The sequence below is a fragment of the Mycetohabitans endofungorum genome (assembly GCF_037477895.1).
In the GTDB taxonomy this organism is placed as follows: domain Bacteria; phylum Pseudomonadota; class Gammaproteobacteria; order Burkholderiales; family Burkholderiaceae; genus Mycetohabitans.
In genome coordinates, this window is record NZ_CP132744.1 from 2,269,238 (window position 1) to 2,293,839 (window position 24,602).

The following is a 24,602-nucleotide window of genomic DNA, read 5'->3' on the forward strand; positions in this document are numbered from 1 at the left end:
TCTATTGTACGCAATGCCAGATGCACAAGCCTCGCCTCGTCCGTTGACAGAACGCGTGTTCGTGCTGCCGGACGAGCACGCGGCTAACGCGTTTGGCGCAACGTTGGCCGCGGCGATCACGGCGGCGATGCGTGCCGCGCCCGCGCATGGCATGCAAGTGCACTTGGTTGGCGACCTCGGCGCCGGCAAAACAACGCTAGTGCGCGCGATGCTGCGCGCGCTCGGGCACACGCAACGCGTGCGCAGCCCAACCTATACGCTTGTCGAGCCCTACACGATCGAGAATGTCGACGGCGCGCCGCTGTCGATCTATCACTTCGACTTGTACCGCTTTGCGGATCCGGCGGAATGGGAGGATGCCGGTTTTCGCGAGTACTTCGGCACTGGGGCGCTGTGCCTGGTCGAGTGGCCGCAGCGCGCCGGCGACGTGCTTGGCATACCCGACCTGCAGATCGACCTCGAAGTCCAAGGCGAAGGCCGCAAGCTGACTGTGCGTGCCTATAGCGAAACCGGAAAAGAGTGCGTTGCCCGATGCTGATCAAACCGTTCCGTTCGATTGAATCCGCGGCCACCGCATCGCATTGCTGGCGACGCCGGCAGATCCTGCGCGCGGGCGCCTCGACGCTGTTGCTGGGCCTGGCCGCGCCGCGCATCGCGCACGCGGCCGCGGTGCTGGGCGTGCGCGTGTGGCCAGCGCGTGACTATACGCGCGTGACGATCGAGTCGGACCAACCGCTGCAGAACTCGCAAAAACTGCTACAGGAACCGGATCGGCTCGTCGTCGATCTCGATGGACTGGAGCTGGACCAAACGCTCAAGGACCTGGTCGCAAAGATCACGCCCAACGACCCGCAGATCCAATCGGTACGCGTGGGCCAGTTCCAGCCGCACGTGGTCCGAATGGTGTTCGACCTGAAGGGGTCAGTCAAGCCGCAGGTGTTCGCACTCACCCCGGTCGGCTCGTACAAGTACCGGCTCGTGTTCGACCTGTATCCGGCAGTGCCGCCCGATCCGCTGATGGAGTTGCTCGCGCAGACGCAACGCAAGGAGGAAGCGCTCGAGCAACGCTCGGTCCCGGGCGCGACGCTGTCGGGCCCGGCGCTCGCGATGCCGTCGCCGTCCGACGGCGCCCCGGGGCGCGACGCGCTGGCCGGCATCGCACCGCCGACCAGCGGACGCGGCCATGCGAGCGACAACAGCGATGCGTTCTTCCAGCGCTTTGCGCAGGCCGATGCGGTGCCGCCACAGAGCGCCCCATCGGCCAAGCCTGCCCGACCGCCGTCGGCACCGCCGCAGCCCAACCACAATGCCGATAGGGGCGCGTTGGCGGCGCGCCGCGACAACGACGGCTACGGCTTCAAAGTGCCGCCGGGCAAGACCGGCACGGTCCGCCTGCTGACCGTAGCCATCGACCCCGGACACGGCGGCGAAGACCCAGGCGCGATTGGCGGTGCCGGCACCTATGAGAAGCACGTCGCGCTGGACATCGGCAAGCGACTGCGCGCGAAAATTGACGCGCAGCCGAACATGCGGGCGATGATGACACGTGACGCGGACTTTTTTGTGCCGCTCGCGGTGCGTGTACAAAAGGCGCGGCGTGTCGGCGCCGACCTGTTTGTGTCGATTCACGCGGACGCGTTCACTTCGCCGCAGGCGCGCGGCTCGTCGGTGTTCGCGCTATCCGAGCGCGGCGCAACCAGTGCCGCGGCGCGCTGGATAGCGCAAAAGGAGAACGCTTCCGATCAGATAGGCGGCGTGGATTTCAAGAGTCGGGATGTGACATTGACGCGGGCGCTGTTTGATATGTCAACGACCGCGCAGATCCGCGACTCGCTGAAGTACGGCAATTACGTACTCAAGGAGATCGGTGGCATCAACAAACTGCACAAGGCCAGCGTCGAGCAAGCGGGCTTTGCGGTACTCAAAGCGCCGGACATTCCATCGATCCTCGTGGAAACCGCGTTCCTCAGCAATCCGGACGAGGAGCAGCGGCTGAACTCCGAAGCGTACCGCGATCAGATGGCTACTGCGATCCTGAAAGGCATCAAGCGCTACTTCGCCGCGAATCCGCCGCTCTCGAAGAACCGGATGGCGTAATGCGTCAGCGCGCCTACGGCTAGTCGGCTCGGCGCCGGCGCAACATCTTCCAGCCCGCGCCCAGCGCCACCGGCACGACCGCCGTGGCCACGCCGACCAGTACGATCGTATTTAGATGATCACGGATGAACGGAATATTGCCGAACAAGTAGCCGCATACCGTGAGCAACACGACCCACAGCAGCGCGCCTAGCATGTTGTATAGCTGGAAACGCGCCGGGCTCATGCCGGATACGCCGGCCACGAACGGTGCAAACGTGCGCACCACCGGTACAAAGCGCGCGAGCACGATCGTCTTGCCGCCGTGGCGTTCATAGAATTGATGCGTCTTCAGCAGCGCGGCGCGATCCAAGAAGCGCTCGCCGAACTTCCAGTGCGCATCGAAGACTTTTGGCCCGATATAGCCGCCGATCAGATAGTTGACCGTGTTTCCGCCAACCGCGGCCACCAGCAACAGCACGTTCAACAGTAGCAGGTCCATTGATCCGGAAGCGCTGAACGCACCGCCGATGAACAGCAGCGAATCGCCCGGCAGAAACGGCAACACGACCAAACCGGTTTCGCAGAACACGATCAGGAACAGCACGACGTACACCCAAGCGCCGTACTGTTGGATGAAGTCGCCCAAAAATTTGTCAATATGCAGGACAAGGCTGAGAAATTGCAGGAAGGTATCCAAAAGGCGTCCTTGAAACCACGAAAATTGGCGTGGATGATACCGGAATACTCGGTCTGCTCCGATGAAACCGTCCGGTCGCCAGCGCAACCAACCCCGTCACGACCGGGCAGCGGTGTCTCGCTATAATAGATGAATGTCACAGTCTATTGAGCCGGGCATGTCCGACGCGGCACGCCCATCCGTTGACGGCGAATCGCCACCGGCGACGCCATCCTCCCCTGTCGCCGATTCGGCCCCTGCCACCGATTCGGCCCCTGCCACCGATTCGGCCCCTGCCACCGATTCGGCCCCCGCTGCCGATCCGGCCCCCGCTGCCGATCCGCCCTCCGTCGCTGATCCGGCTCCCACCGATGGACCTACCGTGCAGCGGCATGGCAGGCCGACGCGCGCCATCCAGCCATTGCCGGATCAATTGATCAGCCAAATTGCGGCGGGCGAGGTCGTCGAGCGGCCGGCATCGGTCGTCAAAGAGTTGATCGAGAATGCGCTGGACGCCGGCGCGACAGCGCTGCGCATCACGCTGGACGAAGGCGGCGTCAAACGCATCATGATCGCAGACGACGGCTGCGGCATCGCAGCCAACGAATTACCGCTGGCGTTGATGCGCCACGCCACCAGCAAGGTCCGCTCGCTGGCGGAGCTTGAGAGCGTCTGCACATTGGGCTTCCGTGGCGAGGCGCTCGCGTCGATTGCATCGGTCGCACAGACCAGCATCACGAGCCGCACCGCCGACGCGCCGCACGCCACCCGCATCGATGCGCAGACCGGCGCGCTGTCGCCGGCCGCCGGCGGCGTAGGCACGACAATTGAGGTGCGCGATCTGTATTTCAGCACCCCTGCGCGCCGCAAGTTCCTCAAGAGCGAGCAGACCGAACTTGGGCACTGCCTGGAGGTGATCCGGCGCGCCGCGCTATCGCGCCCGGATGTCGTATTCTCGGTGCTGCACAACGGCCGCGCCGTTGAGCACTGGAACGCGGCCAGCGCCGCCGCGCGCACCGCAAAAATCCTAGGCGAGGCGTTCGCGACGTCGCATCTACCGCTCGAGGAAGCGGCCGGCCCGATCGCGATCTATGGTTTCGCCGGCCTGCCGACCGCGAGCCGCAACCGCGCCGACCAGCAATATTTCTTCGTCAACGGCCGCTTCGTGCGCGACAAGCTGCTCACGCATGCGGTGCGTGCCGCCTACGAGGACGTGCTGCACGGTGACCGCTATCCGGCCTACGTACTGTTCCTCGACCTGCCACCCGAAGGCGTTGATGTCAACGTTCACCCGTCCAAGATCGAGGTACGCTTTCGTGACTCGCGCTCGATCCATCAGTTTGTCTTCCATGCGGTGCAGCGCGCGCTGGCTCGGCACGCCGGCGCCTCGCCCGACACGACCACGGGCGGCCACGCGGCGCGCCTGACACCTGCCGTGCCGGACACGGCGGGCCCGGGGGCCGGAGGCAGCGGTGTGGGCGCGGGCTCGCAGGCCGAATCCAATGCCGTATCAGCAGCGTTGTCCGGCGTGGCGTTGCCACAGGGCGGGGGGCAGTCCGCCGGGCTTCGCCGTGGCGGGCCTGCCGCGACACCGGGATCCCCGAGCTGGATATCGCATACGCGGATGCGCCAGGGCGTGCTACCGGTCGCCCAACCGCTGGCCGTCTACGATGCGTTGTTCGGCCGGCGCGATGGGGCCGCAGCCTCTTTGTTGCCCGTACACGGTGACGCCTCTTCCGCGCCTTCGCCGGCACCCGGCTCGGTAGCGGACCAACCATCGTCGCCGACGGACACCGAAAGCATACGACCCAGCCCGTCCGCCACCGACGAGGCTGATTCTGCCTCTGCCACCAACGAGGCCCCTCCCCCCTCTCCCGCTAACGGGCCTGCGGCGGCGCCGGCACAGCCGCTTGACGAGCATCCACTGGGATTCGCGCTCGGCCAGTTGCACGGCATCTACGTGCTGGCGCAGAACACGCGCGGACTGGTGCTAGTCGACATGCACGCCGCGCATGAGCGCATCCTGTACGAGCAATTCAAGCACGCGCTCGCTCAGCGGCGCATCGCTGTACAACCGCTGCTGATCCCGGTGACAATGCAAGCCGATGCGGTCGAGATCGGCGTGGCCTGCGAGGAACGCGAGACGCTTGATGCATTGGGCTTTGACATCGCTTCGCTGTCTCCAACCACGCTGGCTATCCGGGCCGTGCCCGCGCTGCTCAAGGATGCCGACCTAGTCTCGCTGGCGCGCGCGGTGCTTGCGGACCTGCACGCGTACGGCGGCTCGCAGGTGCTGACCGAGCACCAGCATGAGCTGCTCGGCACGCTGGCGTGCCACCATGCGGTGCGCGCGAACCGGCGCCTGAGCATTGACGAGATGAATGCGCTGTTGCGGCAAATGGAAGCCACCGAGCGCGCCGATCAATGCAATCATGGTCGTCCAACCTGGTTTCAGCTCACGCTCAGCGAACTGGACCGGTTGTTCATGCGGGGCCAATAGTCGCGCCGTGGCATCCGCCCCCGTCATCGCATGCCTGCTCGGGCCGACCGCGTCTGGTAAGAGCGCCGCCGCGCTCGAACTGGCGCGCCATGCCCCGATTGAGATCGTCAGCGTCGATTCGGCGCTCGTCTACCGGCAAATGGACATCGGGACCGCCAAGCCGACCGCGGCCGAGCGCGCTGCGGTGCCCCACCATCTGATCGACATCATCGACCCGCTCGACGCCTATTCGGCCGCCCAGTTCCGCACCGACGCGCTACGCCTGTGCACACAAATCATCGCGCGCGGCAAATTGCCATTACTGGTGGGCGGAACCATGCTGTACTACAAGGCACTAGTCGAGGGCTTGAACGAGTTGCCGGGCGCCGACGCGTCGATCCGGGCCGCACTCGACCAGGATGCAGCGCGCGAGGGTTGGCCCGCCCTGCACGCGAAATTGGCGCAGATCGACCCGGTATCGGCGGCGCGAATCGCGCCCAACGATTCACAGCGGATTCAGCGTGCACTGGAGGTCTGGCAGCTGACCGGTCAGCCGATGTCCACGCTGCTGCGGGCGGCGTCCCACCCGGGCGCCGATCCGAGTAGCGGTCGCCAGGCCGCAGGCGACGTCGACGCGCGCGTGACAAAGCACGCCGGTCTACCGCCGTCGCCCCGCTTCGCTGCCGTTTCGCTGGAACCCTCCGACCGGTCGGTGCTGCACGCGCGCATTGCACGGCGCTTCGACGCGATGCTGGACGCCGGCTTGATCGACGAAGTGCAGCAATTACGTGCACGCGGCGATCTACACCCCGGATTGCCGTCGATGCGCTGCGTCGGATACCGACAGGCGTGGGCGTACCTGGACGGCGAATACGATTATGCAACGATGCGCGACAAGGGCATCTTCGCGACACGCCAGCTTTGCAAGCGGCAATTGACATGGTTGCGCTCGATGCCCGAGCGGATTGTCGTCGACTGTGTCGGCACCGACGCCGGCCCGCGTGCCGTCGACGCAGTGCGGCGGATATGGGCACCGACGTAGCAGACGCCGCGATCAGTGCGGCGGCGCCACGCCACGCCAGGGCGTCACACCACGATCGTCTGTGCCTCGCCGGCGTTGCGCTCGCGCACCGTGCCGAGCGTCCACACTTGTTCGCCGGCTGCCGACAGCATGCCGGCCGCCGTCTGCGCGTGCTCGGCCGCGACAATGACTACCATCCCGATTCCGCAGTTGAAGACGCGATGCATCTCCGCGTCGGCCACGCCACCGTACTGCTGCAGCCACGCGAACAGTGGCGGCAACGGCCATGCACGGTGGTCCAGTTCCGCGCACAGCTGCTCGGGCAGCACGCGCGGCACGTTCTCGACGAGCCCGCCCCCCGTGATATGGGCGATACCCTTGACCGGGAGTTGCTGCATCAACTCGAGCACGGGCTTCACGTAGATGCGCGTAGGCGCCATCAGCGCATCAGCCAGCGAGCGGCCATCGAAATCGGCTTGCAGATCCGGCGCCGCACGCTCGATGATCTTGCGCACCAGCGAATAGCCGTTCGAGTGGATACCGCTGGAGGCCAGGCCCAGCACCACATCGCCGGCGCCGATCGTGCTACCGTCGATGATCTTGCTTTTTTCGACTGCCCCGACTGCGAACCCGGCAAGGTCGTATTCGCCATCCGGATACATCCCCGGCATTTCGGCCGTCTCGCCGCCGATCAGCGCACAGCCCGCCAGCTCGCACCCGACGGCAATACCCTTGACCACGCTCGCCGCCGTCTCGACGTCGAGCTTGCCGCAGGCGAAATAGTCAAGGAAGAACAGCGGCTCGGCCCCTTGCACAAGAATATCGTTGACGCTCATGGCCACCAGATCCTGCCCGACCGTATCATGCCGGTTCAAATGGAACGCGAGCTTGAGCTTCGTGCCCACGCCGTCGGTGCCGGAGACCAGCACCGGCTCGCGGTATTTCTTCGGTACCTCGAACAGCGCGCCGAATCCACCAATGCCCGTCAGCACGCCGTCGCGCATCGTCTTTTTTGCGAACGGCTTGATGCGGTCAATGAGCGCGTCTCCCGCGTCGATGTCGACGCCCGCATCACGGTAGGACAGGCCCGGCGCCGGCGCGCCGGGAGTGGATTTCGGTTGATTCATGGCGAAAGCGCGAGAAGCTCGCGGGAAGGTCGGTAAAATTACAATTTTACCCGATGCGAGTGTGCCACCCGCACGAACTCGTCAAACTGCATTCCAGGACCCTTGCCACCCGTGCCGACCTCGTCTGCTTCCCATCGTCAACTCACACTCGACCTGGGTACACCGCCGCCAAAGACATTCGAAAACTTCTTCGCCGGTGCCCATGCCGAACTGGTCGCCCGTCTCGCCGGCCTGGACACCGCCCTCGCGGCCGGGCCGGTCGCGGACCGCACATTCTACGTGTGGGGAGACGCCGGGAGCGGGCGCAGCCATCTGCTGCAGGCGCTGGTGGCCGGCGCATCCAGCGGCCGCGCGCGCTTTGTCGCGCCACCCAGCCCGCTGTCGGCGTTCGGCTACGATCCGCGTGTCGCAATCTATGCGGTCGACGATGTCGACCAACTCGCCGACGCACAACAGATCGCGCTGTTCAACCTGTTCAACGAGGTGCGCGCCAGTCCAGGCAGCGCGCTGGTGACCACCGGCAACGCCGCGCCACTGCATCTAGCCGTGCGCGAGGATGTGCGCACGCGCCTGGGCTGGGGCCTGGTGTTCCATCTCGGCGCGCTGGCCGACGAGGACAAGGCGGCCGTGCTCAAGCAAGCCGCGCGCGAACGCGGCCTGACGTTCGCCGACGACGTGCCGACATGGCTGCTCACACACTACCGCCGCGACATGCCCAGCCTGATGCACGTCCTGGACGAGCTCGACCGTTTCGCCCTCGAGCACAAGCGCGCGGTCACGCTGCCGCTGCTGCGCGCGATGCTGGCGGACAGCTTCAAGTAAAATGCGCTCCATGACGAAAACCGCACGCAATCTCGCCCTGTTCGACCTGGACCATACGCTGATCCCCACCGATAGCGATCATGAGTGGGGACGCTTCATGGTCAAGCTCGGCATTGTCGACGCCGACAGCTTCTCGCGCGAAAACGACCGCTTCTACGCCGACTACCAGGCAGGCAAGCTGGACATCCATGCGTACCTGCGCGCGATGCTCACCCCGCTGGCGAAATACTCGCGGCGGCAACTGGACGACTGGCATGAACTGTTCATGCACGAGGTCATCAACCCGCGGATCCTGCCCGCCGCCCGCGCATTGGTGCAAGAGCACCAGGAGGCGGGCGACCTGTGCTGCATCGTGACGGCGACCAACGCGTTCATCACCGCACCGATCGCGGAAGCATTCGGCATCGAGACATTGATTGCGTGCGAGGTCGAGACGACGGACGGGCATCCCGACAGCCCGTACACGGGCAACTCGATGGGCGTGCCGAGCTATCGCGAGGGCAAGATCGTGCGGGTGCAGGCGTGGCTGGATTCGCTCGGCTGCGACTGGACGAGCTTTGCGCACAGCTACTTCTATAGCGACTCGCACAACGACATCCCGCTACTCGAAAAGGTCACCGACCCGGTGGCGACCAATCCAGACGAGAAGCTGCGCGAGTATGCGCTGGCCCGTGGTTGGCACATCCTTGAACTGTTCCAATCGACGTGATTACAAAATTCATCCGCAAGTTGTTCGGCTCGCGTAGCGGCGATGCCACCTCGCCGGCCAACACATCGCGCAGCGCCGACGCCGATCGAGGCGGCGCGAATGCCAACACGGACAGCGCTGCGACAGGCCGTCGGCGCAATACGGCGCGCGACGCGCAGCGCAGCACGCCAGCTGACGCGCGGGGCGCGCAGGACACTAGGCTGCCGTCGCGCAAGCCACCGCGCCGCACGCCGCGCCGCAACACCTTAGCCGCCAGTGGCCATGCCAGCAGCCATACTGCTGCTGATGGTGAAGCCGAAGTACCGGTGATCGTGCCAGCCGACATCCATCGTATCGATCCGGCGCTGATCTCGCGCCATGCCATCCGCGTCACCGACACGCTGCAACAAGCCGGTTTTCGCGCGTTTATCGTCGGCGGCGCGGTGCGCGATCTGCTGCTCAATATCGCGCCGAAGGATTTTGATGTCGCCACGGACGCCACGCCGGATGAGGTCGTCAAGCTGTTCCGCCGCGCCCGGTTAATCGGCCGGCGTTTTCAGATCGTCCACGTCCAGTTCGGACAGGAGATCATCGAAGTATCGACGTTCCGCGCGCTGATGGACGCGGCGCCAGCTGGCGCCAGGCCCACGGACAGCGAGCCGGCTGCGCCACCGCGCAAGCTGCGACGCGGCGAGCTGGACCGGCGCACGCATGCGGTGGACGCGAGCGGGCGCGTGCTGCGCGACAACGTGTGGGGCGAACAGCACGAGGACGCGACGCGGCGCGACTTCACCGTCAACGCGATGTACTACGATCCGGCGACGCAGACCGTGCTCGACTACCATCGCGGGATGGACGACATTCGCCAACGCGTGCTGCGAATGATCGGCGAGCCCACCACCCGCTTTCGCGAGGATCCGGTCAGGATGCTGCGTGTCGTGCGTTTCGCAGCCAAGCTGGACTTCACAATCGAATCGTCGACGCAGGCGCCGATCGCCGAGCTGGCGGATCTGATCAACAACGTGCCGGCGGCCCGGCTGTTCGACGAGATGCTCAAGCTGCTGCTGTCCGGACACGCGCTCGGCTGCCTGAAGCAGTTGCGCGCGCTGGGCCTGCACCATGGGCTGTTGCCGCTGCTGGACGTGGCGCTCGAGCAGCCCGGCGGGGAGCGTTTCATCACGCTTGCATTGACCCATACCGACGAGCGCGTGCGCTTGGGCAAACCGGTCTCACCCGGGTTCCTGTTTGCCTCGCTGCTGTGGCGCGAAATGCAACTGCGCTGGCAGCAATACGAGGCTGGCGGCGAACATTCGATCCCGGCGCTGCATCGTGCCATGGACGACGTGCTCGACCAGCAGACCGAAAAGCTCGCGATCCAGAGGCGCTACACCGCCGACATGCGCGAAATCTGGGGGCTGCAGCCCCGGCTGGAGAAACGTTCCGGCCGCAGCGCGTTGAAGCTGCTGGAGCACCAGCGGTTTAGAGCAGGTTATGATTTTCTCTTGCTACGCTGCGAGGCAGGCGAGTTGGACGCGTCGGTCGGTCAATGGTGGACGGATTTCATCGCCGGCGATCCGGGCACGCGCGAGGCGCTGCTGGCGCAGGGCGACAAGGAGCGCTCGCCGCGCAAGCGCCGGCGCCGTAGCGGCTCGCGCAACCGCAAGGATCCTGGCGAAGGTGCCCAGCAGGCCTCGTCGCCGACCGACGGTGAACCACGTGGCAACGGCGACGCCTAGCGGCTTGCACGAACGCCGGCCATCGAATGCAGGAGTCGACGTCATGACCGTAGCCTATCTTGGCCTGGGCGCGAACCTTGGCGACGCGCGCCAGACGCTAAAGGACGCCGTGGTCTGCCTCGCGCAGCAGGCTCCCGTTACCGTGCTCGCGAAATCGAGCCTGTACCGCACCGCCCCAGTCGATGCCGGTGGCGACGACTTCTACAATTGCGTGGTGAAGATCGATACCACGCTTGCCGCACGGCAGCTGCTCGCCCTGTGCCACGGCATTGAGCATCACTTCGGCCGCGAGCGCCCGTACCGGAACGCACCTCGGACGCTGGACATCGATATTCTGTTGTACGGCACCGGGCAACTCGACGAGCACGACCTGACGGTGCCGCACCCGCGGTTAACCGAGCGGGCGTTCGCGCTAGTGCCGCTGCTCGAACTGGACGCAGCGATTGAGATTCCCGCGCTGGGCCATGCGCACTGTTACCTGCCTGGCGTCGCGTCGCAGCGCATCGAAAAGGTCGCCCCTTGCCAATGCCCGTTCCGACGCGTCGCTGCTGCGATCGTGGGCGGCAAGTCGGGGCCGCGCCAATGAACCCGTCCACCGTCGTACCACCGCTGACCGTCCATGCGCCGGTGCAGCCCACGCCGTTCGGCTATCTAGTGATCGAGGGGCCAATCGGCGCCGGCAAGACCACGCTGGCGACGCAACTGGCGACACGCTGGTCAATGCAAACGCTGCTGGAGCGCGCGGCTGACAACCCGTTCCTCGAGCGCTTCTATCACGACAACGCGCGCTACGCGTTACCAGCGCAATTGGACTTCCTACTGCAGCGCGAGACGCAAATGCGCGCGATCGCCGATGCACGGCAGCGCGGCACGCCGCTCGTCGTAGACTTCCTGCCGCAGAAAGACGAATTGTTTGCCCGCCTGACGCTGCCCGACGATGAATTCGCGCTGTATCGCGCGCTGGCTGCACATGTGCCGCTCGCCCGGCCAGTGCCGGATCTCGTGATTTACCTTCAAGCCAGCCCGGAAACGCTGTTCGCCCGGATTCAAAAGCGCGCGATTCCGATGGAGACGCATATCACCGATGCGTACCTGCGCGCATTGTGCGACACGTACAGCGAATTTTTCTATCACTACAACGACGCGCCGCTGCTCAGCGTCAATACTGACCATCTGGATCTGGCAGGATCTGACGCAGACCTGGACTTGCTGGTCAAGCACATCGGATCGATGCGCGGCCGCAAGGCGGTATGGGTGAAGGGCACGGCGCGATAACGCTCTCCAAGGATCATTTGTTATGAGCTATCTGCAAAATTCTGGCCGTCGCGCCGTCACTGTTCCGCGCCTTCAGCAGATGCGCGAGGCCGACGAGCCAATCGCGATGCTAACGTGCTACGACGCAAGCTTTGCGGCATTGCTCGAGCGCGCGGGCGTGGACGTGCTCCTCATCGGCGACTCGCTCGGCAACGTGTTGCAGGGCCAGAACACGACGTTGCCGGTCAGCGTAGCGGATATCGCATACCACACCGCCAGCGTGGCGCGCGGCAGCCGCGGCAACGCGCTGGTCGTCTCGGATTTGCCGTTCGGCAGCTATGGTACGCCAGCAGACGCGTATTCAAGCGCCGTCAAGCTAATGCAGGCGGGCGCGCAGATGGTCAAGCTCGAGGGCGGTGCGTGGCTTGCCGAGACGATCCGCTTCCTGGTCGAACGATCGGTGCCGGTCTGCGCGCACCTGGGGCTCACGCCGCAGTCGGTGCACGCGTTTGGCGGCTTCAAGGTCCAGGGCAAAAACGATCTGGCAGCCGAACAGTTGAAAAAGGACGCTCAGTTGATTGAGCAGGCCGGCGCGCAGCTGCTCGTGCTCGAAGCGATCCCTGCCGCATTGGGCGCCCAGGTCACCGCGGCGCTGACGATTCCGACCATCGGCATCGGCGCCGGAGTCGACTGCTCGGGCCAGGTACTGGTATTACATGACATGCTCGGCGTGTTCCCTGGCAAACGGCCCCGGTTCGTCAAGGATTTCATGGTCGGCCAGCCGTCGATCGAGGCAGCCGTCCAGGCCTACGTGCGTGCAGTCAAAGAACGGACGTTCCCCACCGCAGAACACACGTTCTGAATCGACGTCGCTAAAGGCGAAGAAGGCGAAGCTAACGGCGAAGCAACTGTGCCGGCATCGCACCGCGCAGCGCATTGCAGACAATGAGCGCATCGCGGCGCTCGAAGTCGGCGCGCGTGATCGGCCGCTCGATGGCTTGCCACACCGGATCCGCGAGCAACACCGAGCGCATAACGCCGGGTAATACACCGCTGGCCAGCGGCGGGGTGACCCAGCGGCCGTCGATTCGCACGAATACCGTGCTGCGGCCGCCTTCGGTCAGCTCGCCAAGCCGATTGAAAAACAACAGGTCAAACGCGTGATGGTTTTGCGCCAGCTGCCATGCTCGGTCATAGGTATCCCGGCAGGTGGTCTTGTGACGCAGCAACGGATCGCCCGGGTCCGGCGCAGCGATGCCGTGGTCGGACGCCAGCATTACGCGCACCGGACCGGCCGCAAGCGACGGCAATGGCGTCGCGCTGACGTCGATGGCCCCGTCCTTGCGCAGCGTCGCGCGCATCCGATATGCGCGATCCGGCGCGAGCGCCGCGCAGGCCTGCACGAGCCGTGCCGCAAATACCTCGGCGTCGAACCGGAAGCCGAAATAGCGCGCACTGCGCTCAATACGGGCGACATGTAGACCTGCGTGGCGCACGCCCTCCCGCGTGGCATACATCGTCTCGAATAACTGGAAACCGGGGTCCACCTCGGTTAAGAAACGCGCCTTTAACGCACATTCGAAATATTCGTCGTGCGCGACGCTGTCCAGCACGATGCCGGCACCCACACCGAGCGTGCCCGCCCGCACGTCGGCACCCATACCAGTGTCCGATCGCGGTGCCAACACCAGCGTGCGAATAGCCACCGACAGGCAAAAATCGCCAAGCGTGCGTGCGGCAGCACACGTGTCGAGCCAGCCAATCGCACCGGTATACAGCCCACGTGGTGTCGTCTCGATTGACTCGATCAACGCCATCGTGCGAACCTTTGGCGCGCCAGTAATCGAGCCACACGGAAAAAGCGCCCGCAGCACGTCGGCAAAACTGATCTCGTCACACACGCGCGCGTGCACGGTCGATGTCATTTGCCACACCGACGCGTACGGCTCGACCTCAAACAACGCGGGCACGCGAACCGAACCGGTCCGCGCGATCCTGCCCAGATCGTTGCGCAGCAGGTCAACGATCATCAAGTTCTCTGCCCGGTTCTTATCGTCGGCGGCCAATGCCCGCGCTTGCTGCGCGTCGAGCTGCGCGTCATTCGCACGCGGCGCCGTGCCTTTCATCGGCCGCGCGACGATCTTCCCGCCACGATGCTCGACAAACAGTTCGGGCGACAACGACAGCACATGGGTGCCATCGGGCAGCGCCAGCAAAGCGCCGAACGGCACCGGCTGGCGCGCTCGCAAACGTCGATACAATGCAGGCGCTGAGCCGAACATATCGAACGCGAGCCGATACGTATAGTTGACTTGATAGGAATCGCCGTCGCGCAATGCTGCATGAATGCGCGTGATCGCGTCGTCAAATGCGTCACGCGTGACGCTGCTGCGTACGTTCGCGATGCCAGCCACCCCAGGATCCGCGCGGCCGCCGTCCTGCTGCTGCAACCACGCCGCAACCTGCTCCGAGGACAGGCAGCGCAACTCGCGGAACAGAAGAATGCGCAGCGCACCGCCGCCAGCGCGCCTGGCCGAGCATTGCAGCCGTACGCCCCATTCGTAGTCCGCAAGTAACAACGCATGCAGCCCCGTGCGCAAGTCTGCGTCAACTTCGGCGAGCACCGCATCGAGCCGATCGGGATCGGTGCAAGTGCGCTCATGCGAAAACGCCGTGTAGAGACGCGAGCGGCATGCAGGGGCATCAGCCGACGCCTCCTCGGGCGCACAGTCGTCGAGCAGCGCAAACACGCGGGCGCTGTCGGGGTCGCCCGCAGCCTGTGCCACTCCCGCGTCAACTGCCATCATGTCACTCGAAGAAGCTTTTCACGCGGTCGAACCAGCCCTTGCTCTGCGGGCTATGCCGCGCGCCCCCTTCGACCAGCGACTTCTCGAACTGGCGCAGCAGGTCACGTTGCGTATCAGTCAGCTTGACCGGCGTCTCCACCTGCACGTGCACGTACAAGTCGCCCGGCACGCTCGAGCGCAAACCCTTGAGGCCCTTGCCACGCAGACGGAACGTCTTGCCCGATTGCGTGCCCTCCGGCACGGTGAACGATGCCTTGCCAGCCAGCGTCGGCACCTCGATCTCACCGCCCAGCGCCGCGGTGGTGAACGCGATCGGCATCTGGCAATGCAGGTCGTCGCCGTCACGCTCGAAGACGGTGTGCGGCTTGATGTGGATCTCCACATACAGATCACCGTTCGGGCCACCATTGATGCCCGGCTCGCCGTTGCCGGCGGAACGAATCCGCATCCCCTCATCGATGCCGGCCGGAATCTTCACCTCCAGCGTCTTGTTTTCTTTGACTTTGCCGACGCCGTGGCAATGAGCGCACGGCTCCGGAATGTACGTCCCGGTGCCGTGACACTTTGGGCATGCCTGCTGAATGCTGAAGAAACCCTGCGACATGCGCACCTGCCCCTGCCCATGGCAAGTCGGGCATGTCTCAGGCTTGGTGCCCGGCTTCGCGCCGGAGCCATGGCATACCTGGCACGATGCCCAACTCGGCACGCGGATTTGCGTCTCATAGCCATGCGCGGCCTGCTCCAGCGTGATCTCCATGCTGTAGCGCAGGTCCGCGCCGCGGTACACCTGCGGACCAGCCCGCCGGCCACCGCCTGCGGCTTGCCCAAAAATATCGCCGAAGATGTCGCCGAACGCATCGGCAAAACCGCCAAAGCCTTGCGCACCCGCCGCGCCCATGTTCGGGTCGACGCCCGCATGGCCGTACTGATCGTACGCGGCGCGCTTCTGTGAATCGGACAGCATTTCGTAGGCCTCTTTCGCCTCCTTGAAACGCTCTTCCGCCTCCTTGTTGCCAGGATTGCGGTCCGGGTGGTACTTCATCGCCAGCTTCCGATACGCCTTCTTGATATCGTCATCGGACGCATTCTTGGCGACACCCAGCACGTCGTAGTAGTCCCGTTTGGCCATATCGAGTCAATGCCATCAAACAAAATGGGCCCGGAGAGCCGCTAAGCCCGCCAGGCGCTCTGCCTTCGCCACCGTGCTACGGTACACGATGGCACACAAATGGCCGGCCCGGTGGACGCGGCACGCATCGCGCACCGCGCACCGGCTGCCACCGCCGCTTCGCTCAGTCCTTCTTCACTTCCTTAAAGTCGGCGTCGACGACGTCGTCCTCGGCCTTGCCGGACGGTGCAGCGGACGACGCGCCGTCCCCGGCCGATGCCCCGGCCGCGCCCGCCTGGGCCTGCATGTCGGCGTACATCTTCTCACCGAGTTTTTGCGACACCTTCGACAGCGCTTCGATCTTCGCCTCGACCTGCGCCTTGTCGGACGCGCTCTTCAGCGCTTCCTCCAGTTCCTTGAGCGCAGCCTCGATCGCGCTCTTCTCGCTCGCGTCGATCTTGTCGCCGTAGTCAGACAGCGCCTTCTTCGTGCTGTGCACCAGCGCGTCACCTTGGTTACGCACGTCGGCTAGCTCGCGTAGGCGATGATCCTCCTCAGCGTTCGCCTCAGCATCCTTCACCATTTTCTCGATCTCAGCCTCGGACAGGCCCGAATTCGCCTTGATCGTGATCTTGTTCTCCTTGCCCGTGCCCTTGTCACGCGCATGCACGTGCAGGATGCCGTTCGCGTCAATGTCGAACGTCACTTCGATCTGCGGCACGCCGCGCGGTGCGGGCGGGATGCCTTCCAGGTTGAATTCGCCCAGCAGCTTATTGCCGGCCGCCATCTCACGCTCACCCTGGAACACCTTGATCGTCACCGCCGACTGGTTGTCGTCGGCCGTCGAGTACACCTGCGTGTGCTTGGTCGGGATCGTCGTGTTTTTGTTGATCATCTTCGTCATCACGCCGCCAAGCGTCTCGATGCCCAGCGACAGCGGTGTCACATCCAGCAGCAGCACATCCTTGCGGTCGCCGGAGAGCACCTGGCCCTGGATCGCCGCACCCACCGCGACCGCCTCGTCCGGGTTCACGTCGCGACGCGGCTCCTTGCCGAAGAACGCCTTGACCTTGTCCTGCACCTTCGGCATCCGTGTCATGCCACCCACTAGGATCACGTCATCGATGTCACTCACCTTCACGCCCGCGTCCTTGATCGCGGTGCGGCACGGCTCGATCGTGCGCTCGATCAGCTCCTCGACCAGCGCCTCCAGCTTCGCGCGGGTGATCTTCAAATTCAAGTGCTTCGGGCCGGATGCGTCCGCCGTGATGTACGGTAGGTTGATCTCGGTTTGTGCCGAGCTCGACAACTCGATCTTGGCCTTCTCGGCCGCTTCCTTCAGCCGTTGCAGCGCGAGCACATCCTTGGACAGGTCAACGCCCTGCTCCTTCTTGAATTCACCGATGATGTAGTCGATGATCCGCTGGTCGAAGTCCTCGCCACCGAGGAACGTGTCGCCGTTGGTCGACAACACCTCGAACTGCATTTCGCCGTCCACGTCGGCGATCTCGATGATCGAGATATCAAACGTGCCACCGCCCAGGTCATAGACCGCGATCTTGCGATCTCCCTTCTCGGTTTTGTCCAGTCCGAAGGCGAGCGCCGCGGCGGTCGGCTCGTTGATGATCCGCTTCACGTCCAGGCCGGCGATGCGGCCTGCATCCTTCGTGGCTTGCCGCTGGCTATCGTTGAAGTACGCTGGCACGGTGATCACCGCTTCGGTCACCGGCTCGCCGAGGTAATCCTCGGCCGTTTTCTTCATCTTGCGCAGCACTTCGGCAGAAATCTGCGGCGGCGCGAGCTTCTTGTCGCGCACCTGTACCCACGCGTCGCCATTGTCCGCCTTGATGATCTGGTAAGGCATCAGGCCAATGTCCTTCTGCACTTCCTTCTCTTCAAAGCGACGGCCGATCAGCCGCTTGACAGCGAATAGCGTGTTCTTCGGGTTCGTCACGGACTGGCGCTTGGCCGGCGCGCCGACCAAAATCTCGCCATCGTCCATATACGCGATAATCGAAGGCGTCGTGCGAGCGCCTTCCGAATTCTCGATCACCCGCACCTGGTTGCCTTCCATCAGCGCCACGCACGAATTCGTGGTACCGAGGTCGATCCCGATAATCCTGCCCATTTTTACTAATCTCCTGGCTTTGATCTAGCAGACCCGCGCAGCGCGCGGTCATCCATTCACGTCTGCCCACAACGTGGGTGCAACAGTGCTGATTTCAATACCCTGGCATGCACGCGAGCTTTGCCGAGGCGAGACGCCGGCCGCACTCACTTGGGCGCGGCCACGGTGACCAGCGCCGGGCGCAACACGCGGTCGGCGATCACGTAGCCTTTTTGCAACACGCTGACGACCGTGTTGGCCTCCTGCTCGGCCGGCACCATCGAAATCGCCTGGTGCCGGTGTGGATCGAATTTCTCGCCGACCGGATTGATCTGCACAACGCGTCCCTTCTCCAAAGCGCTCGACAATTGACGTAACGTCAGTTCGACACCCTCACGCACCTTCGCCAAGTCGCCGGCGTTGTCCGCCAGTGCAGCCTCCAGGCTGTCAACGACCGGCAGCAGGTGCTCGGCGAAACTCTCGATCGCGAACTTGTGCGCCTTGGCAACGTCGTCCTGCGCGCGCCGCCGCACGTTCTCCGTCTCCGCGCAGGCGCGCAGGAAACTCTCGTGCAGTTCGGCGATCTTGGCATGCGCTTGCTCGAGCGCCTTGGCCTCGGCGGCGGCATCGGCCTCGCCGAATTGCCCATTGTCGGCGCCCGGCTGTGCCGCCGCGGCGACCTCGCGCTGAGCCTCGGCCGGTTGCACCTGTGCGTCCTGCGCCGTTTGCGTGCCGTTGCCGGCAGGTTCAGTATCCGATGCGGGGCGATTCTGGCTTGCTTGCTTCTCTTCCATGATGGCCGTGGTCAATTTCAGTCAATGGTTCGATTCGGCTATTCCCGCGTCCGGCCGGCCCGACAGGCGCCGGGGCGCGGGAAACCGTAGTTGCGCAATCGACATGGGGTCAACGCAGGCCTTTTCAATAGCTCGCCGCAAAAAGTCACGGCGCGGCGCCGTCTGGCATGGCAACCTATCGTTACACGATTTCCTGTATGGGTTACACGATTTCCCGTATGTTGCACCGCAAATAGATTGAGCGCCCGCCGACGCTGACCTACACTTCGTTATGAGGCGCTTCAAGACGCGTGTCCCCTGATTGCGTCAACGGCGCTCCCACCGCCCAGCCAAATGCCCGTTTCCGCCCGTGCCATGAAACTGACTTTTGCCATTGGGGTGGTCGCCGTGGTATTGATCGCGGGAACGACCGCCATTTGCCTATCCGGGGCCGTCACCGAATCCACGACTGAGTACGGCGGCGTCCACGCGACGCTCGAGTCGTTATTCAATCCGCACCGGACAATTTGTCAATGATGCGCCGATCGCGCTTCGTTGGCCGCCCGTGAAGTGTCGCAGCAGGCTCCCGAAAAGTCCTGCGCCGCTCCAACTCGGCCAGCCGCCGCGCGTTGCCGGCCGGCGTCTCCTCGTATAGCGTCTGCGCGATCGCCGCCGGACCACGCACATCACATACGCCCCGCACCTGCACTTCCCATACGATGCGCTCGATGTCGATTTGCACAATGTCGCCGACGCGCACCTCCTTGGCCGCCTTCACCGACTCGCCGCCGATGCGCACCCGACCCTTGCCAAGCGCCTCGGCCGCCAGTGAACGGGTCTTGAAAAACCGCGCCGCCCACAGCCACTTGTCGATGCGCAGCCGCGCGTGAGGACCGGTTAAGATCTTCAAATTCATTGGCGAACTCACGCGGATGTCGTCGCTGCCGTGCTCTGTTGCGGCGTAGCAATCGGCCACCCTTGCAGATGAGTGACGACGATCTCGGCCAGCGCGCGGATCCACGGTTGCGCATCGTTGACACACGGGATCCGATGGAACTCGCGCCCCCCCGCCCGCAAGAACGTATCACGACCCTCGATGCCGATTTCCTCGAGCGTTTCGAGGCAATCAGACGTGAAGCCCGGGCAGAACACGTCAACCCGACCGGCTCCGGCCGCGCCCAACTCCTGCAGCGTCGGTGCGGTATAAGGTTGCAGCCATTGCGCGCGTCCGAACCGCGACTGGAACGTGAGCCGGCATTCAACCTCGGTCAACCCGAGCGCGTGGGCCAGCAACGTCGCGGTTTGCCGGCATTGCTCGGCATAGGGATCGCCCAAATCCAACGTGCGCTTAGGCACGCCATGAAAGCTCAACAACAGCCGATCGCCGGCCGTGAAATCGGGTCGGCCGTGCTGCTGCCAATAGTGCAGCACTTGAGACGCCAGCGCCTCGATATAGGCGGGATGGTCCGCATAATGCTTGATCGTGCGGATCTCCAGTTGGTTGCGCATACGCGCCAGCGCGGAGAACGCTGCATCGAATGCGCTGGCGCTGGTCGAGGCCGAATACTGAGGATACAGCGGCACCAATAGCACCCGCTCAGCGCCGGCGCGCTTGAGTTGATTCAGCACATTGCCGATGCTGGGTGTGCCATAGCGCATTGCATAGTCGACGAGCACGGAACACCGGCCTGCCGCCAGCCACTGCCTCAGGCCGTCGACCTGCCGCTCGGTGTGCACGCGCAGCGGCGAGCCCTCCGCGTCCCAGATCGCCGCGTACTTGCGCGCCGACGCGCGGCCGCGCAACGGCAAGATCAGCGCGCGCAGCACAATCTGCCACAGCGGCGCAGGGATCTCAACGACGCGTGGGTCGGACAAGAACTCGGCCAAGTAGCGCCGCACCGCGCGCGGCGTCGGTGCAGCGGGGGTGCCGAGGTTGATCAGCAGCACGCCGACCCGGTGCGATGCGCTCGGCTGCGAGGGCAGCTCAAGATCAAAATGCATGAGAGGATCCGTTGAGCACCGCAATGGTGCACTTGTTATCCGATTATAACGGCCGCTCGGCGCTTGGCGCCGTGGCGCGCCGGCTGGCCATCCGGATAGTGGCGCGCCACGACGAATCGGCTCAGGCTGGAGCCGCAGGCTCGCGTCAATGCTGAGATAACGCGAACGACAGCAGCCGGGCGGTGATGTCCACGATCGGAATCACGCGGTTGTACGCCATGCGGGTCGGGCCGATCACGCCGAGCGTGCCAACGATCTTGCCATCGACTTCATACGGGGCGGTCACAACGCTCATTTCTTCGATCGGCACGAGCGTAGATTCTCCACCGATGAAAATCTGCACGCCCTGCGCATGGCTCGATACGTCGAGCAACTGTAGCAGGCTAGTCTTCTGGTCGAAGACATCGAACAGCTTGCGCAGGCGAGCCATGTCGGACGACAGATCAACCACTTCGAGCAGGTTCCGCTCACCCGAGATCAGGACGTTGTCGGATTCGTCGTCGGTTTCCGTGCTGGCGGTGACAGCGGCCTGCATCAGCTGCATCATGTCGCCGCGCAGCGCGTCGATTTCCTCGCGCAGTCGGCGTCGCACATCGTCGAACGACAGGCCCGCATAATGCGTGTTGATATAGTTGGAGGCCTCGGTCAGCTGCGACGGCGAATAGTCGCGCTGGGTCGCCATGATCCGGTTTTGCACGTCACCTTCGGGGGTGACGATGATCAGCAAAATCCGCTTGTCGGACAGCCGCATGAACTCGATTTGTTTGAACACGTGACTGCGCCGCGGCGTGAGCACAACGCCGGCGAACTGCGACAGGTTGGACAGCACGCTGGCCGCTGCCGCGACGACCTTCTGCGTCTCGCCCGGCTTGAGCTTGTCCTGCACCGCGAGCTTGACCTCGGCTTCCTGGGCGTCGGGCTGCACGGTCAGCATCGTGTCGACGAACAACCGGTAGCCGCGTGGCGTCGGAATCCGCCCGGCCGACGTATGAGGGCTGGCGACCAGTCCTAGCTCCTCGAGGTCGGACATCACGTTGCGGATCGTCGCCGGGCTCAGTTCGAGGCCCGAATACTTGGACAACGTGCGCGAACCGACCGGCTGACCTTCGGCGATATACCGTTCGATCAGCGTCTTAAGCAGGGTCTGGGCACGAGGATCTAGCATAGTGAAAATTCTAGCGTAAATCTTGCACGCAGCGAGGGTCGGCATCTATCCGACGCGCACGTGCGACCCGAACCACGAAAGCATACAGTTTGCCAGACACCTATGGTGTAATGCGGGCATGGAAATGGGCCAATTCAAAACTGTTGCGCTGATCGGCCGCAACAACACACCTGGCATCGGTGAGCCGCTTGCTGCGCTCGCCGGCTGCCTAACGCAACGCGGGTTTCAGATCGTGTTCGAAGCCGACACGGCGCGCGAAAACGGGCTGCACGCCTATCCAGCGCTCACGCCGGCCGAGATCGGCACGCGCGCCGACGTCGCCGTCGTGCTCGGCGGCGACGGCACAATGCTGGGCATCGGCCGACAACTCGCGCCATACCGCACCCCGCTCATCGGTGTCAACCACGGCCGGCTTGGCTTCATCACCGATATCGCCATCGCCGACATGAACCGGTTGGTACCGCAAATGCTGTCGGGCAGCCATGAGCGCGAGGAGCGCTCATTGTTGGAGGCCCGCATCATGCGCACTGGCGAGCCGATCTACCACGCGCTGGCGTTTAACGACGTCGTCGTGAACCGCAGCGGCTTCTCTGGGATGGCAGAGTTACGCGTGTTGGTCGATGGCAACTTCATGTCGGACCAGCGCTCAGACGGGCTGATCGTCGCCACGCCAACCGGTTCCACCGCATACGCGCTCTCGTCCAACGGTCCGTTACTGCATCCGCAATTGCAAGGGATCGTGCTGGTGCCGATCGCGCCACACGCATTGTCGAATCGGCCGATCGTGCTGCCCGACACGTGCCGGATCGCGATCCAGATCATCGGCGGGCGCGACGTCAACGTGAATTTCGACATGCAGTCGTTCACCGCGTTGCAACTTGAGGATACGATCGAGGTGCGGCGCTCCAGGCACACGGTGCCGTTCCTCCATCCGGTCGGCTACAGTTATTACCGAACCTTGCGCAAGAAGCTGCACTGGAATGAGCACTCGTCGCTTGGCGAGGACGAGCCCGGCTGAGCCGGTGCCAGTCACCGCTGCACGCCGGCTCAATCATTGCAAACTCACCCAATCCGCCTTTCACGACGACCGCTTTCGTTCGCCTATGCTGCGTCATCTGTCGATCCGGGACTTTGTCATCGTCGCCTCGCTCGACATCGAGTTCGAGCGTGGCTTTACCGTTTTTTCCGGCGAAACCGGCGCCGGCAAATCCATCTTGATCGACGCGTTGGCGCTGGCACTGGGCGCGCGAGCCGACGCGACGGTGGTACGCACTGGCCAGAACCGTGCGGACATCACTGCTGAGTTCGACGCGCATGAGGGCGCCGCGCAGTGGCTGGCCGAGCATGCGTTCGACGACGGCAGCGGGCACGTGGTGCTGCGCCGCGTAATCGACGCCAACGGCCGCTCGCGTGCATTCATCAACGGCACAGCCGCCACGCTTGGCCAGTTACGGGACATCGGCGAAATGCTGGTGGACATCCATGGCCAGCACGCCCACCAGTTACTGATGCGCGGCGACGCGCAGCGCGCGCTATTCGATGCGCACGCGGGCCTGACGGCGCTGACCGCGGACGTCGCGCGGGCGTGGCGCGGCTGGCGCGACGCGGCGACGGCCGTGCAGGCCGCGCAAGCGCGGGAGCGCGAGGTGCACCTCGAGCGCGAGCGGCTGGTGTGGCAATTGTCAGAACTTGAGAAGCTGGCGCCGCAATCCGGCGAATGGGATGAAATCAGCGCCGAGCACCGCCGGCTGTCGCACGCGGCAAACCTGATCGACGGTGTGCAAGCGGCGCTAGGCGCCTTGTCCGAATCGGACGACGCCATGATCACGCAACTGGGTGCCATCATCGCGAAACTGCGCGGCCTGGCCGAAATCGACAGCGCGCTCGGCGACGCATTGGCCGCGCTGGAGCCGGCCGAAATTCAACTGCAGGAAGCGGCCTACTCGCTGACTCACTACGCGCAGCGGCTCGAGCTGGACCCGGCGCGACTCGCGCAGGTCGAAGCCCGGCTCGATGCACTGCATTCGACTGCGCGCAAATTCAGGATGCAACCGGATGCCCTGCCCGACGAGTTGCTGGCACGGCGCGCCCAATTGCAAGCGCTGGATGCGGCGACGGACATCGACGCGTTGCGCGCCGCGCAGGCGTGCGCGGAGCAAGCCTACATGACGCTTGCGGGGCGACTATCCAAAGCCCGCACCAAGGCGGCCAAGGCGCTGAGCCACGCGGTGACCACCGGGATGCAGGACTTGTCGATGGCTGGCGGGCGGTTCGAGGTCGCGTTGGAGCCCTTGCCTGAAGGCGGCCAGCATGGGCTCGAGCAGGTCGAGTTCCGCGTGGCCGGCCACGCCGGCGTGCCGTTGCGGCCGCTGGCGAAGGTGGCATCCGGCGGTGAGTTGGCACGCATCAGCCTCGCGCTGTCAGTGATCGCGAGCACCGCGAGCCCGACGCCGACACTAATCTTCGACGAGGTCGATAGCGGCATCGGCGGCGCCGTCGCGGAGGTCGTTGGACGACTGCTGCACCAGCTCGGCCAGATCCGACAAGTGTTGTGCGTGACCCACCTGCCGCAGGTCGCCGCCCGCGGCGAGCACCACTTCAGCGTGGCCAAGTCCACCGATGCGCAAGGCGCAGCGCGCAGCGAAGTGACCGCGCTGGATCGCGCGAGCCGCGTCGAGGAAGTCGCGCGCATGCTCGGAGGCGTCGAGATTACCGCCACCACGCGCAAGCACGCGAAGGAAATGCTGGCCGCTTGAAGC

Annotated in this window: 21 protein-coding genes; 12 read left to right on the top strand and 9 right to left on the bottom strand. The window is 64.6% G+C overall.

Going from position 1 to position 24,602, the window contains the following annotated elements:
- Nucleotides 1-13 precede the first annotated feature (13 nt).
- On the top strand, nucleotides 14-538 hold the full coding sequence (tsaE, locus tag RA167_RS09930) for a tRNA (adenosine(37)-N6)-threonylcarbamoyltransferase complex ATPase subunit type 1 TsaE (protein WP_076785418.1): 525 nt from the start codon (nucleotides 14-16) through the stop codon (nucleotides 536-538).
- Nucleotides 532-2,097 carry an N-acetylmuramoyl-L-alanine amidase gene (locus RA167_RS09935; protein WP_076785419.1) on the top strand — a complete coding sequence of 522 codons (1,566 nt, stop codon included), beginning with the start codon at nucleotides 532-534 and terminating at the stop codon, nucleotides 2,095-2,097. The genes tsaE and RA167_RS09935 overlap by 7 nt, the downstream gene beginning before the upstream one ends.
- A 19-nt stretch (nucleotides 2,098-2,116) precedes the next feature.
- Here the strand turns inward: RA167_RS09935 and RA167_RS09940 are convergent, their stop codons facing one another.
- Complete coding sequence (locus tag RA167_RS09940) at nucleotides 2,117-2,776, bottom strand: VTT domain-containing protein (RefSeq protein WP_076785420.1); 660 nt, start codon at nucleotides 2,774-2,776, stop codon at nucleotides 2,117-2,119.
- A 133-nt stretch (nucleotides 2,777-2,909) separates the two neighbouring features.
- On the opposite strand from RA167_RS09940, the gene mutL reads away from it, so the two are divergent.
- On the top strand, nucleotides 2,910-5,255 hold the full coding sequence (gene mutL, locus RA167_RS09945; protein ID WP_237574221.1) for a DNA mismatch repair endonuclease MutL: 2,346 nt from the start codon (nucleotides 2,910-2,912) through the stop codon (nucleotides 5,253-5,255).
- Nucleotides 5,256-5,262: 7 nt separating this feature from the next.
- Nucleotides 5,263-6,276: a tRNA (adenosine(37)-N6)-dimethylallyltransferase MiaA gene (gene miaA / locus RA167_RS09950; RefSeq protein ID WP_076785422.1), complete on the top strand. Its 1,014-nt coding sequence runs from the start codon at nucleotides 5,263-5,265 to the stop codon at nucleotides 6,274-6,276.
- Between the two features lie 44 nt (nucleotides 6,277-6,320).
- On the opposite strand, the gene purM is transcribed toward miaA, so the two are convergent.
- Nucleotides 6,321-7,382 carry a phosphoribosylformylglycinamidine cyclo-ligase gene (gene purM / locus RA167_RS09955; protein ID WP_076785423.1) on the bottom strand — a complete coding sequence of 354 codons (1,062 nt, stop codon included), beginning with the start codon at nucleotides 7,380-7,382 and terminating at the stop codon, nucleotides 6,321-6,323.
- Nucleotides 7,383-7,493: 111 nt separating this feature from the next.
- Here purM and hda point away from each other — a divergent pair, with 111 nt between their 5' ends.
- The 6 genes from hda to panB are packed head-to-tail and all read left to right on the top strand — an operon-like array spanning nucleotide 7,494 to nucleotide 12,744.
- Complete coding sequence (hda, locus tag RA167_RS09960) at nucleotides 7,494-8,204, top strand: DnaA regulatory inactivator Hda (RefSeq protein WP_076785424.1); 711 nt, start codon at nucleotides 7,494-7,496, stop codon at nucleotides 8,202-8,204.
- A 10-nt stretch (nucleotides 8,205-8,214) separates the two neighbouring features.
- Nucleotides 8,215-8,913: an HAD family hydrolase gene (locus RA167_RS09965; RefSeq protein WP_076787394.1), complete on the top strand. Its 699-nt coding sequence runs from the start codon at nucleotides 8,215-8,217 to the stop codon at nucleotides 8,911-8,913.
- A complete protein-coding gene (pcnB, locus tag RA167_RS09970; RefSeq protein ID WP_370642892.1) occupies nucleotides 8,910-10,628 on the top strand; it encodes a polynucleotide adenylyltransferase PcnB in 1,719 nt (572 codons plus the stop codon). Before RA167_RS09965 ends, pcnB begins: the two co-directional genes overlap by 4 nt.
- Before the next feature lie 43 nt (nucleotides 10,629-10,671).
- On the top strand, nucleotides 10,672-11,214 hold the full coding sequence (gene folK, locus RA167_RS09975) for a 2-amino-4-hydroxy-6-hydroxymethyldihydropteridine diphosphokinase (RefSeq protein WP_076785425.1): 543 nt from the start codon (nucleotides 10,672-10,674) through the stop codon (nucleotides 11,212-11,214).
- Nucleotides 11,211-11,903 carry a deoxynucleoside kinase gene (locus tag RA167_RS09980; RefSeq protein WP_076785426.1) on the top strand — a complete coding sequence of 231 codons (693 nt, stop codon included), beginning with the start codon at nucleotides 11,211-11,213 and terminating at the stop codon, nucleotides 11,901-11,903. Before folK ends, RA167_RS09980 begins: the two co-directional genes overlap by 4 nt.
- 22 nt (nucleotides 11,904-11,925) lie before the next feature.
- Complete coding sequence (gene panB, locus RA167_RS09985) at nucleotides 11,926-12,744, top strand: 3-methyl-2-oxobutanoate hydroxymethyltransferase (RefSeq protein WP_076785427.1); 819 nt, start codon at nucleotides 11,926-11,928, stop codon at nucleotides 12,742-12,744.
- Nucleotides 12,745-12,775: 31 nt separating this feature from the next.
- Here panB and pabB read toward each other — a convergent pair whose 3' ends face one another.
- The 7 genes from pabB to hrcA all read right to left on the bottom strand — a co-directional run bounded on the left by pabB (nucleotide 12,776) and on the right by hrcA (nucleotide 21,888).
- Entirely contained in the window at nucleotides 12,776-14,689 is a 1,914-nt protein-coding gene (gene pabB / locus RA167_RS09990; RefSeq protein WP_076785428.1) for an aminodeoxychorismate synthase component I, read from the bottom strand.
- 1 nt (nucleotide 14,690) lies between these two features.
- Nucleotides 14,691-15,818: a molecular chaperone DnaJ gene (gene dnaJ / locus RA167_RS09995; RefSeq protein WP_076785429.1), complete on the bottom strand. Its 1,128-nt coding sequence runs from the start codon at nucleotides 15,816-15,818 to the stop codon at nucleotides 14,691-14,693.
- 163 nt (nucleotides 15,819-15,981) lie between these two features.
- Complete coding sequence (dnaK, locus tag RA167_RS10000) at nucleotides 15,982-17,925, bottom strand: molecular chaperone DnaK (RefSeq protein ID WP_076785430.1); 1,944 nt, start codon at nucleotides 17,923-17,925, stop codon at nucleotides 15,982-15,984.
- A 146-nt stretch (nucleotides 17,926-18,071) separates the two neighbouring features.
- Complete coding sequence (gene grpE / locus RA167_RS10005; RefSeq protein WP_076785431.1) at nucleotides 18,072-18,698, bottom strand: nucleotide exchange factor GrpE; 627 nt, start codon at nucleotides 18,696-18,698, stop codon at nucleotides 18,072-18,074.
- Between the two features lie 487 nt (nucleotides 18,699-19,185).
- Nucleotides 19,186-19,593: an RNA-binding S4 domain-containing protein gene (locus RA167_RS10010; protein WP_076785432.1), complete on the bottom strand. Its 408-nt coding sequence runs from the start codon at nucleotides 19,591-19,593 to the stop codon at nucleotides 19,186-19,188.
- An 8-nt stretch (nucleotides 19,594-19,601) separates the two neighbouring features.
- Nucleotides 19,602-20,678 (bottom strand): ferrochelatase, encoded by a 1,077-nt coding sequence (gene hemH / locus RA167_RS10015; protein WP_076785433.1) that lies wholly within the window; start codon nucleotides 20,676-20,678, stop codon nucleotides 19,602-19,604.
- A gap of 145 nt (nucleotides 20,679-20,823) precedes the next feature.
- Nucleotides 20,824-21,888 (bottom strand): heat-inducible transcriptional repressor HrcA, encoded by a 1,065-nt coding sequence (gene hrcA, locus RA167_RS10020; protein WP_076785434.1) that lies wholly within the window; start codon nucleotides 21,886-21,888, stop codon nucleotides 20,824-20,826.
- Between the two features lie 73 nt (nucleotides 21,889-21,961).
- Here hrcA and RA167_RS10025 point away from each other — a divergent pair, with 73 nt between their 5' ends.
- Together RA167_RS10025 and recN are read left to right on the top strand one after the other, a co-directional pair.
- Nucleotides 21,962-22,861, top strand: a complete 900-nt coding sequence (locus RA167_RS10025) for an NAD kinase (RefSeq protein ID WP_139336998.1) — start codon at nucleotides 21,962-21,964, stop codon at nucleotides 22,859-22,861.
- Between the two features lie 85 nt (nucleotides 22,862-22,946).
- On the top strand, nucleotides 22,947-24,599 hold the full coding sequence (recN, locus tag RA167_RS10030; RefSeq protein WP_076785435.1) for a DNA repair protein RecN: 1,653 nt from the start codon (nucleotides 22,947-22,949) through the stop codon (nucleotides 24,597-24,599).
- The last annotated feature ends 3 nt before the right edge of the window (nucleotides 24,600-24,602 follow it).

Excerpts from the sequence above, each read along its gene's own strand:
- tsaE (WP_076785418.1), top strand. The coding sequence starts at position 14 with ATGCCAGATGCACAAGCCTCGCCTCGTCCGTTGACAGAACGCGTGTTC.
- RA167_RS09935 (WP_076785419.1), top strand. The coding sequence starts at position 532 with ATGCTGATCAAACCGTTCCGTTCGATTGAATCCGCGGCCACCGCATCG.
- mutL (WP_237574221.1), top strand. The coding sequence starts at position 2,910 with ATGTCACAGTCTATTGAGCCGGGCATGTCCGACGCGGCACGCCCATCC.
- purM (WP_076785423.1), bottom strand. The coding sequence starts at position 7,382 with ATGAATCAACCGAAATCCACTCCCGGCGCGCCGGCGCCGGGCCTGTCC.
- RA167_RS09965 (WP_076787394.1), top strand. The coding sequence starts at position 8,215 with ATGACGAAAACCGCACGCAATCTCGCCCTGTTCGACCTGGACCATACG.
- folK (WP_076785425.1), top strand. The coding sequence starts at position 10,672 with ATGACCGTAGCCTATCTTGGCCTGGGCGCGAACCTTGGCGACGCGCGC.
- RA167_RS09980 (WP_076785426.1), top strand. The coding sequence starts at position 11,211 with ATGAACCCGTCCACCGTCGTACCACCGCTGACCGTCCATGCGCCGGTG.
- panB (WP_076785427.1), top strand. The coding sequence starts at position 11,926 with ATGAGCTATCTGCAAAATTCTGGCCGTCGCGCCGTCACTGTTCCGCGC.
- pabB (WP_076785428.1), bottom strand. The coding sequence starts at position 14,689 with ATGATGGCAGTTGACGCGGGAGTGGCACAGGCTGCGGGCGACCCCGAC.
- dnaJ (WP_076785429.1), bottom strand. The coding sequence starts at position 15,818 with ATGGCCAAACGGGACTACTACGACGTGCTGGGTGTCGCCAAGAATGCG.
- dnaK (WP_076785430.1), bottom strand. The coding sequence starts at position 17,925 with ATGGGCAGGATTATCGGGATCGACCTCGGTACCACGAATTCGTGCGTG.
- grpE (WP_076785431.1), bottom strand. The coding sequence starts at position 18,698 with ATGGAAGAGAAGCAAGCAAGCCAGAATCGCCCCGCATCGGATACTGAA.
- RA167_RS10010 (WP_076785432.1), bottom strand. The coding sequence starts at position 19,593 with ATGAATTTGAAGATCTTAACCGGTCCTCACGCGCGGCTGCGCATCGAC.
- hemH (WP_076785433.1), bottom strand. The coding sequence starts at position 20,678 with ATGCATTTTGATCTTGAGCTGCCCTCGCAGCCGAGCGCATCGCACCGG.
- hrcA (WP_076785434.1), bottom strand. The coding sequence starts at position 21,888 with ATGCCGACCCTCGCTGCGTGCAAGATTTACGCTAGAATTTTCACTATG.
- RA167_RS10025 (WP_139336998.1), top strand. The coding sequence starts at position 21,962 with ATGGAAATGGGCCAATTCAAAACTGTTGCGCTGATCGGCCGCAACAAC.
- recN (WP_076785435.1), top strand. The coding sequence starts at position 22,947 with ATGCTGCGTCATCTGTCGATCCGGGACTTTGTCATCGTCGCCTCGCTC.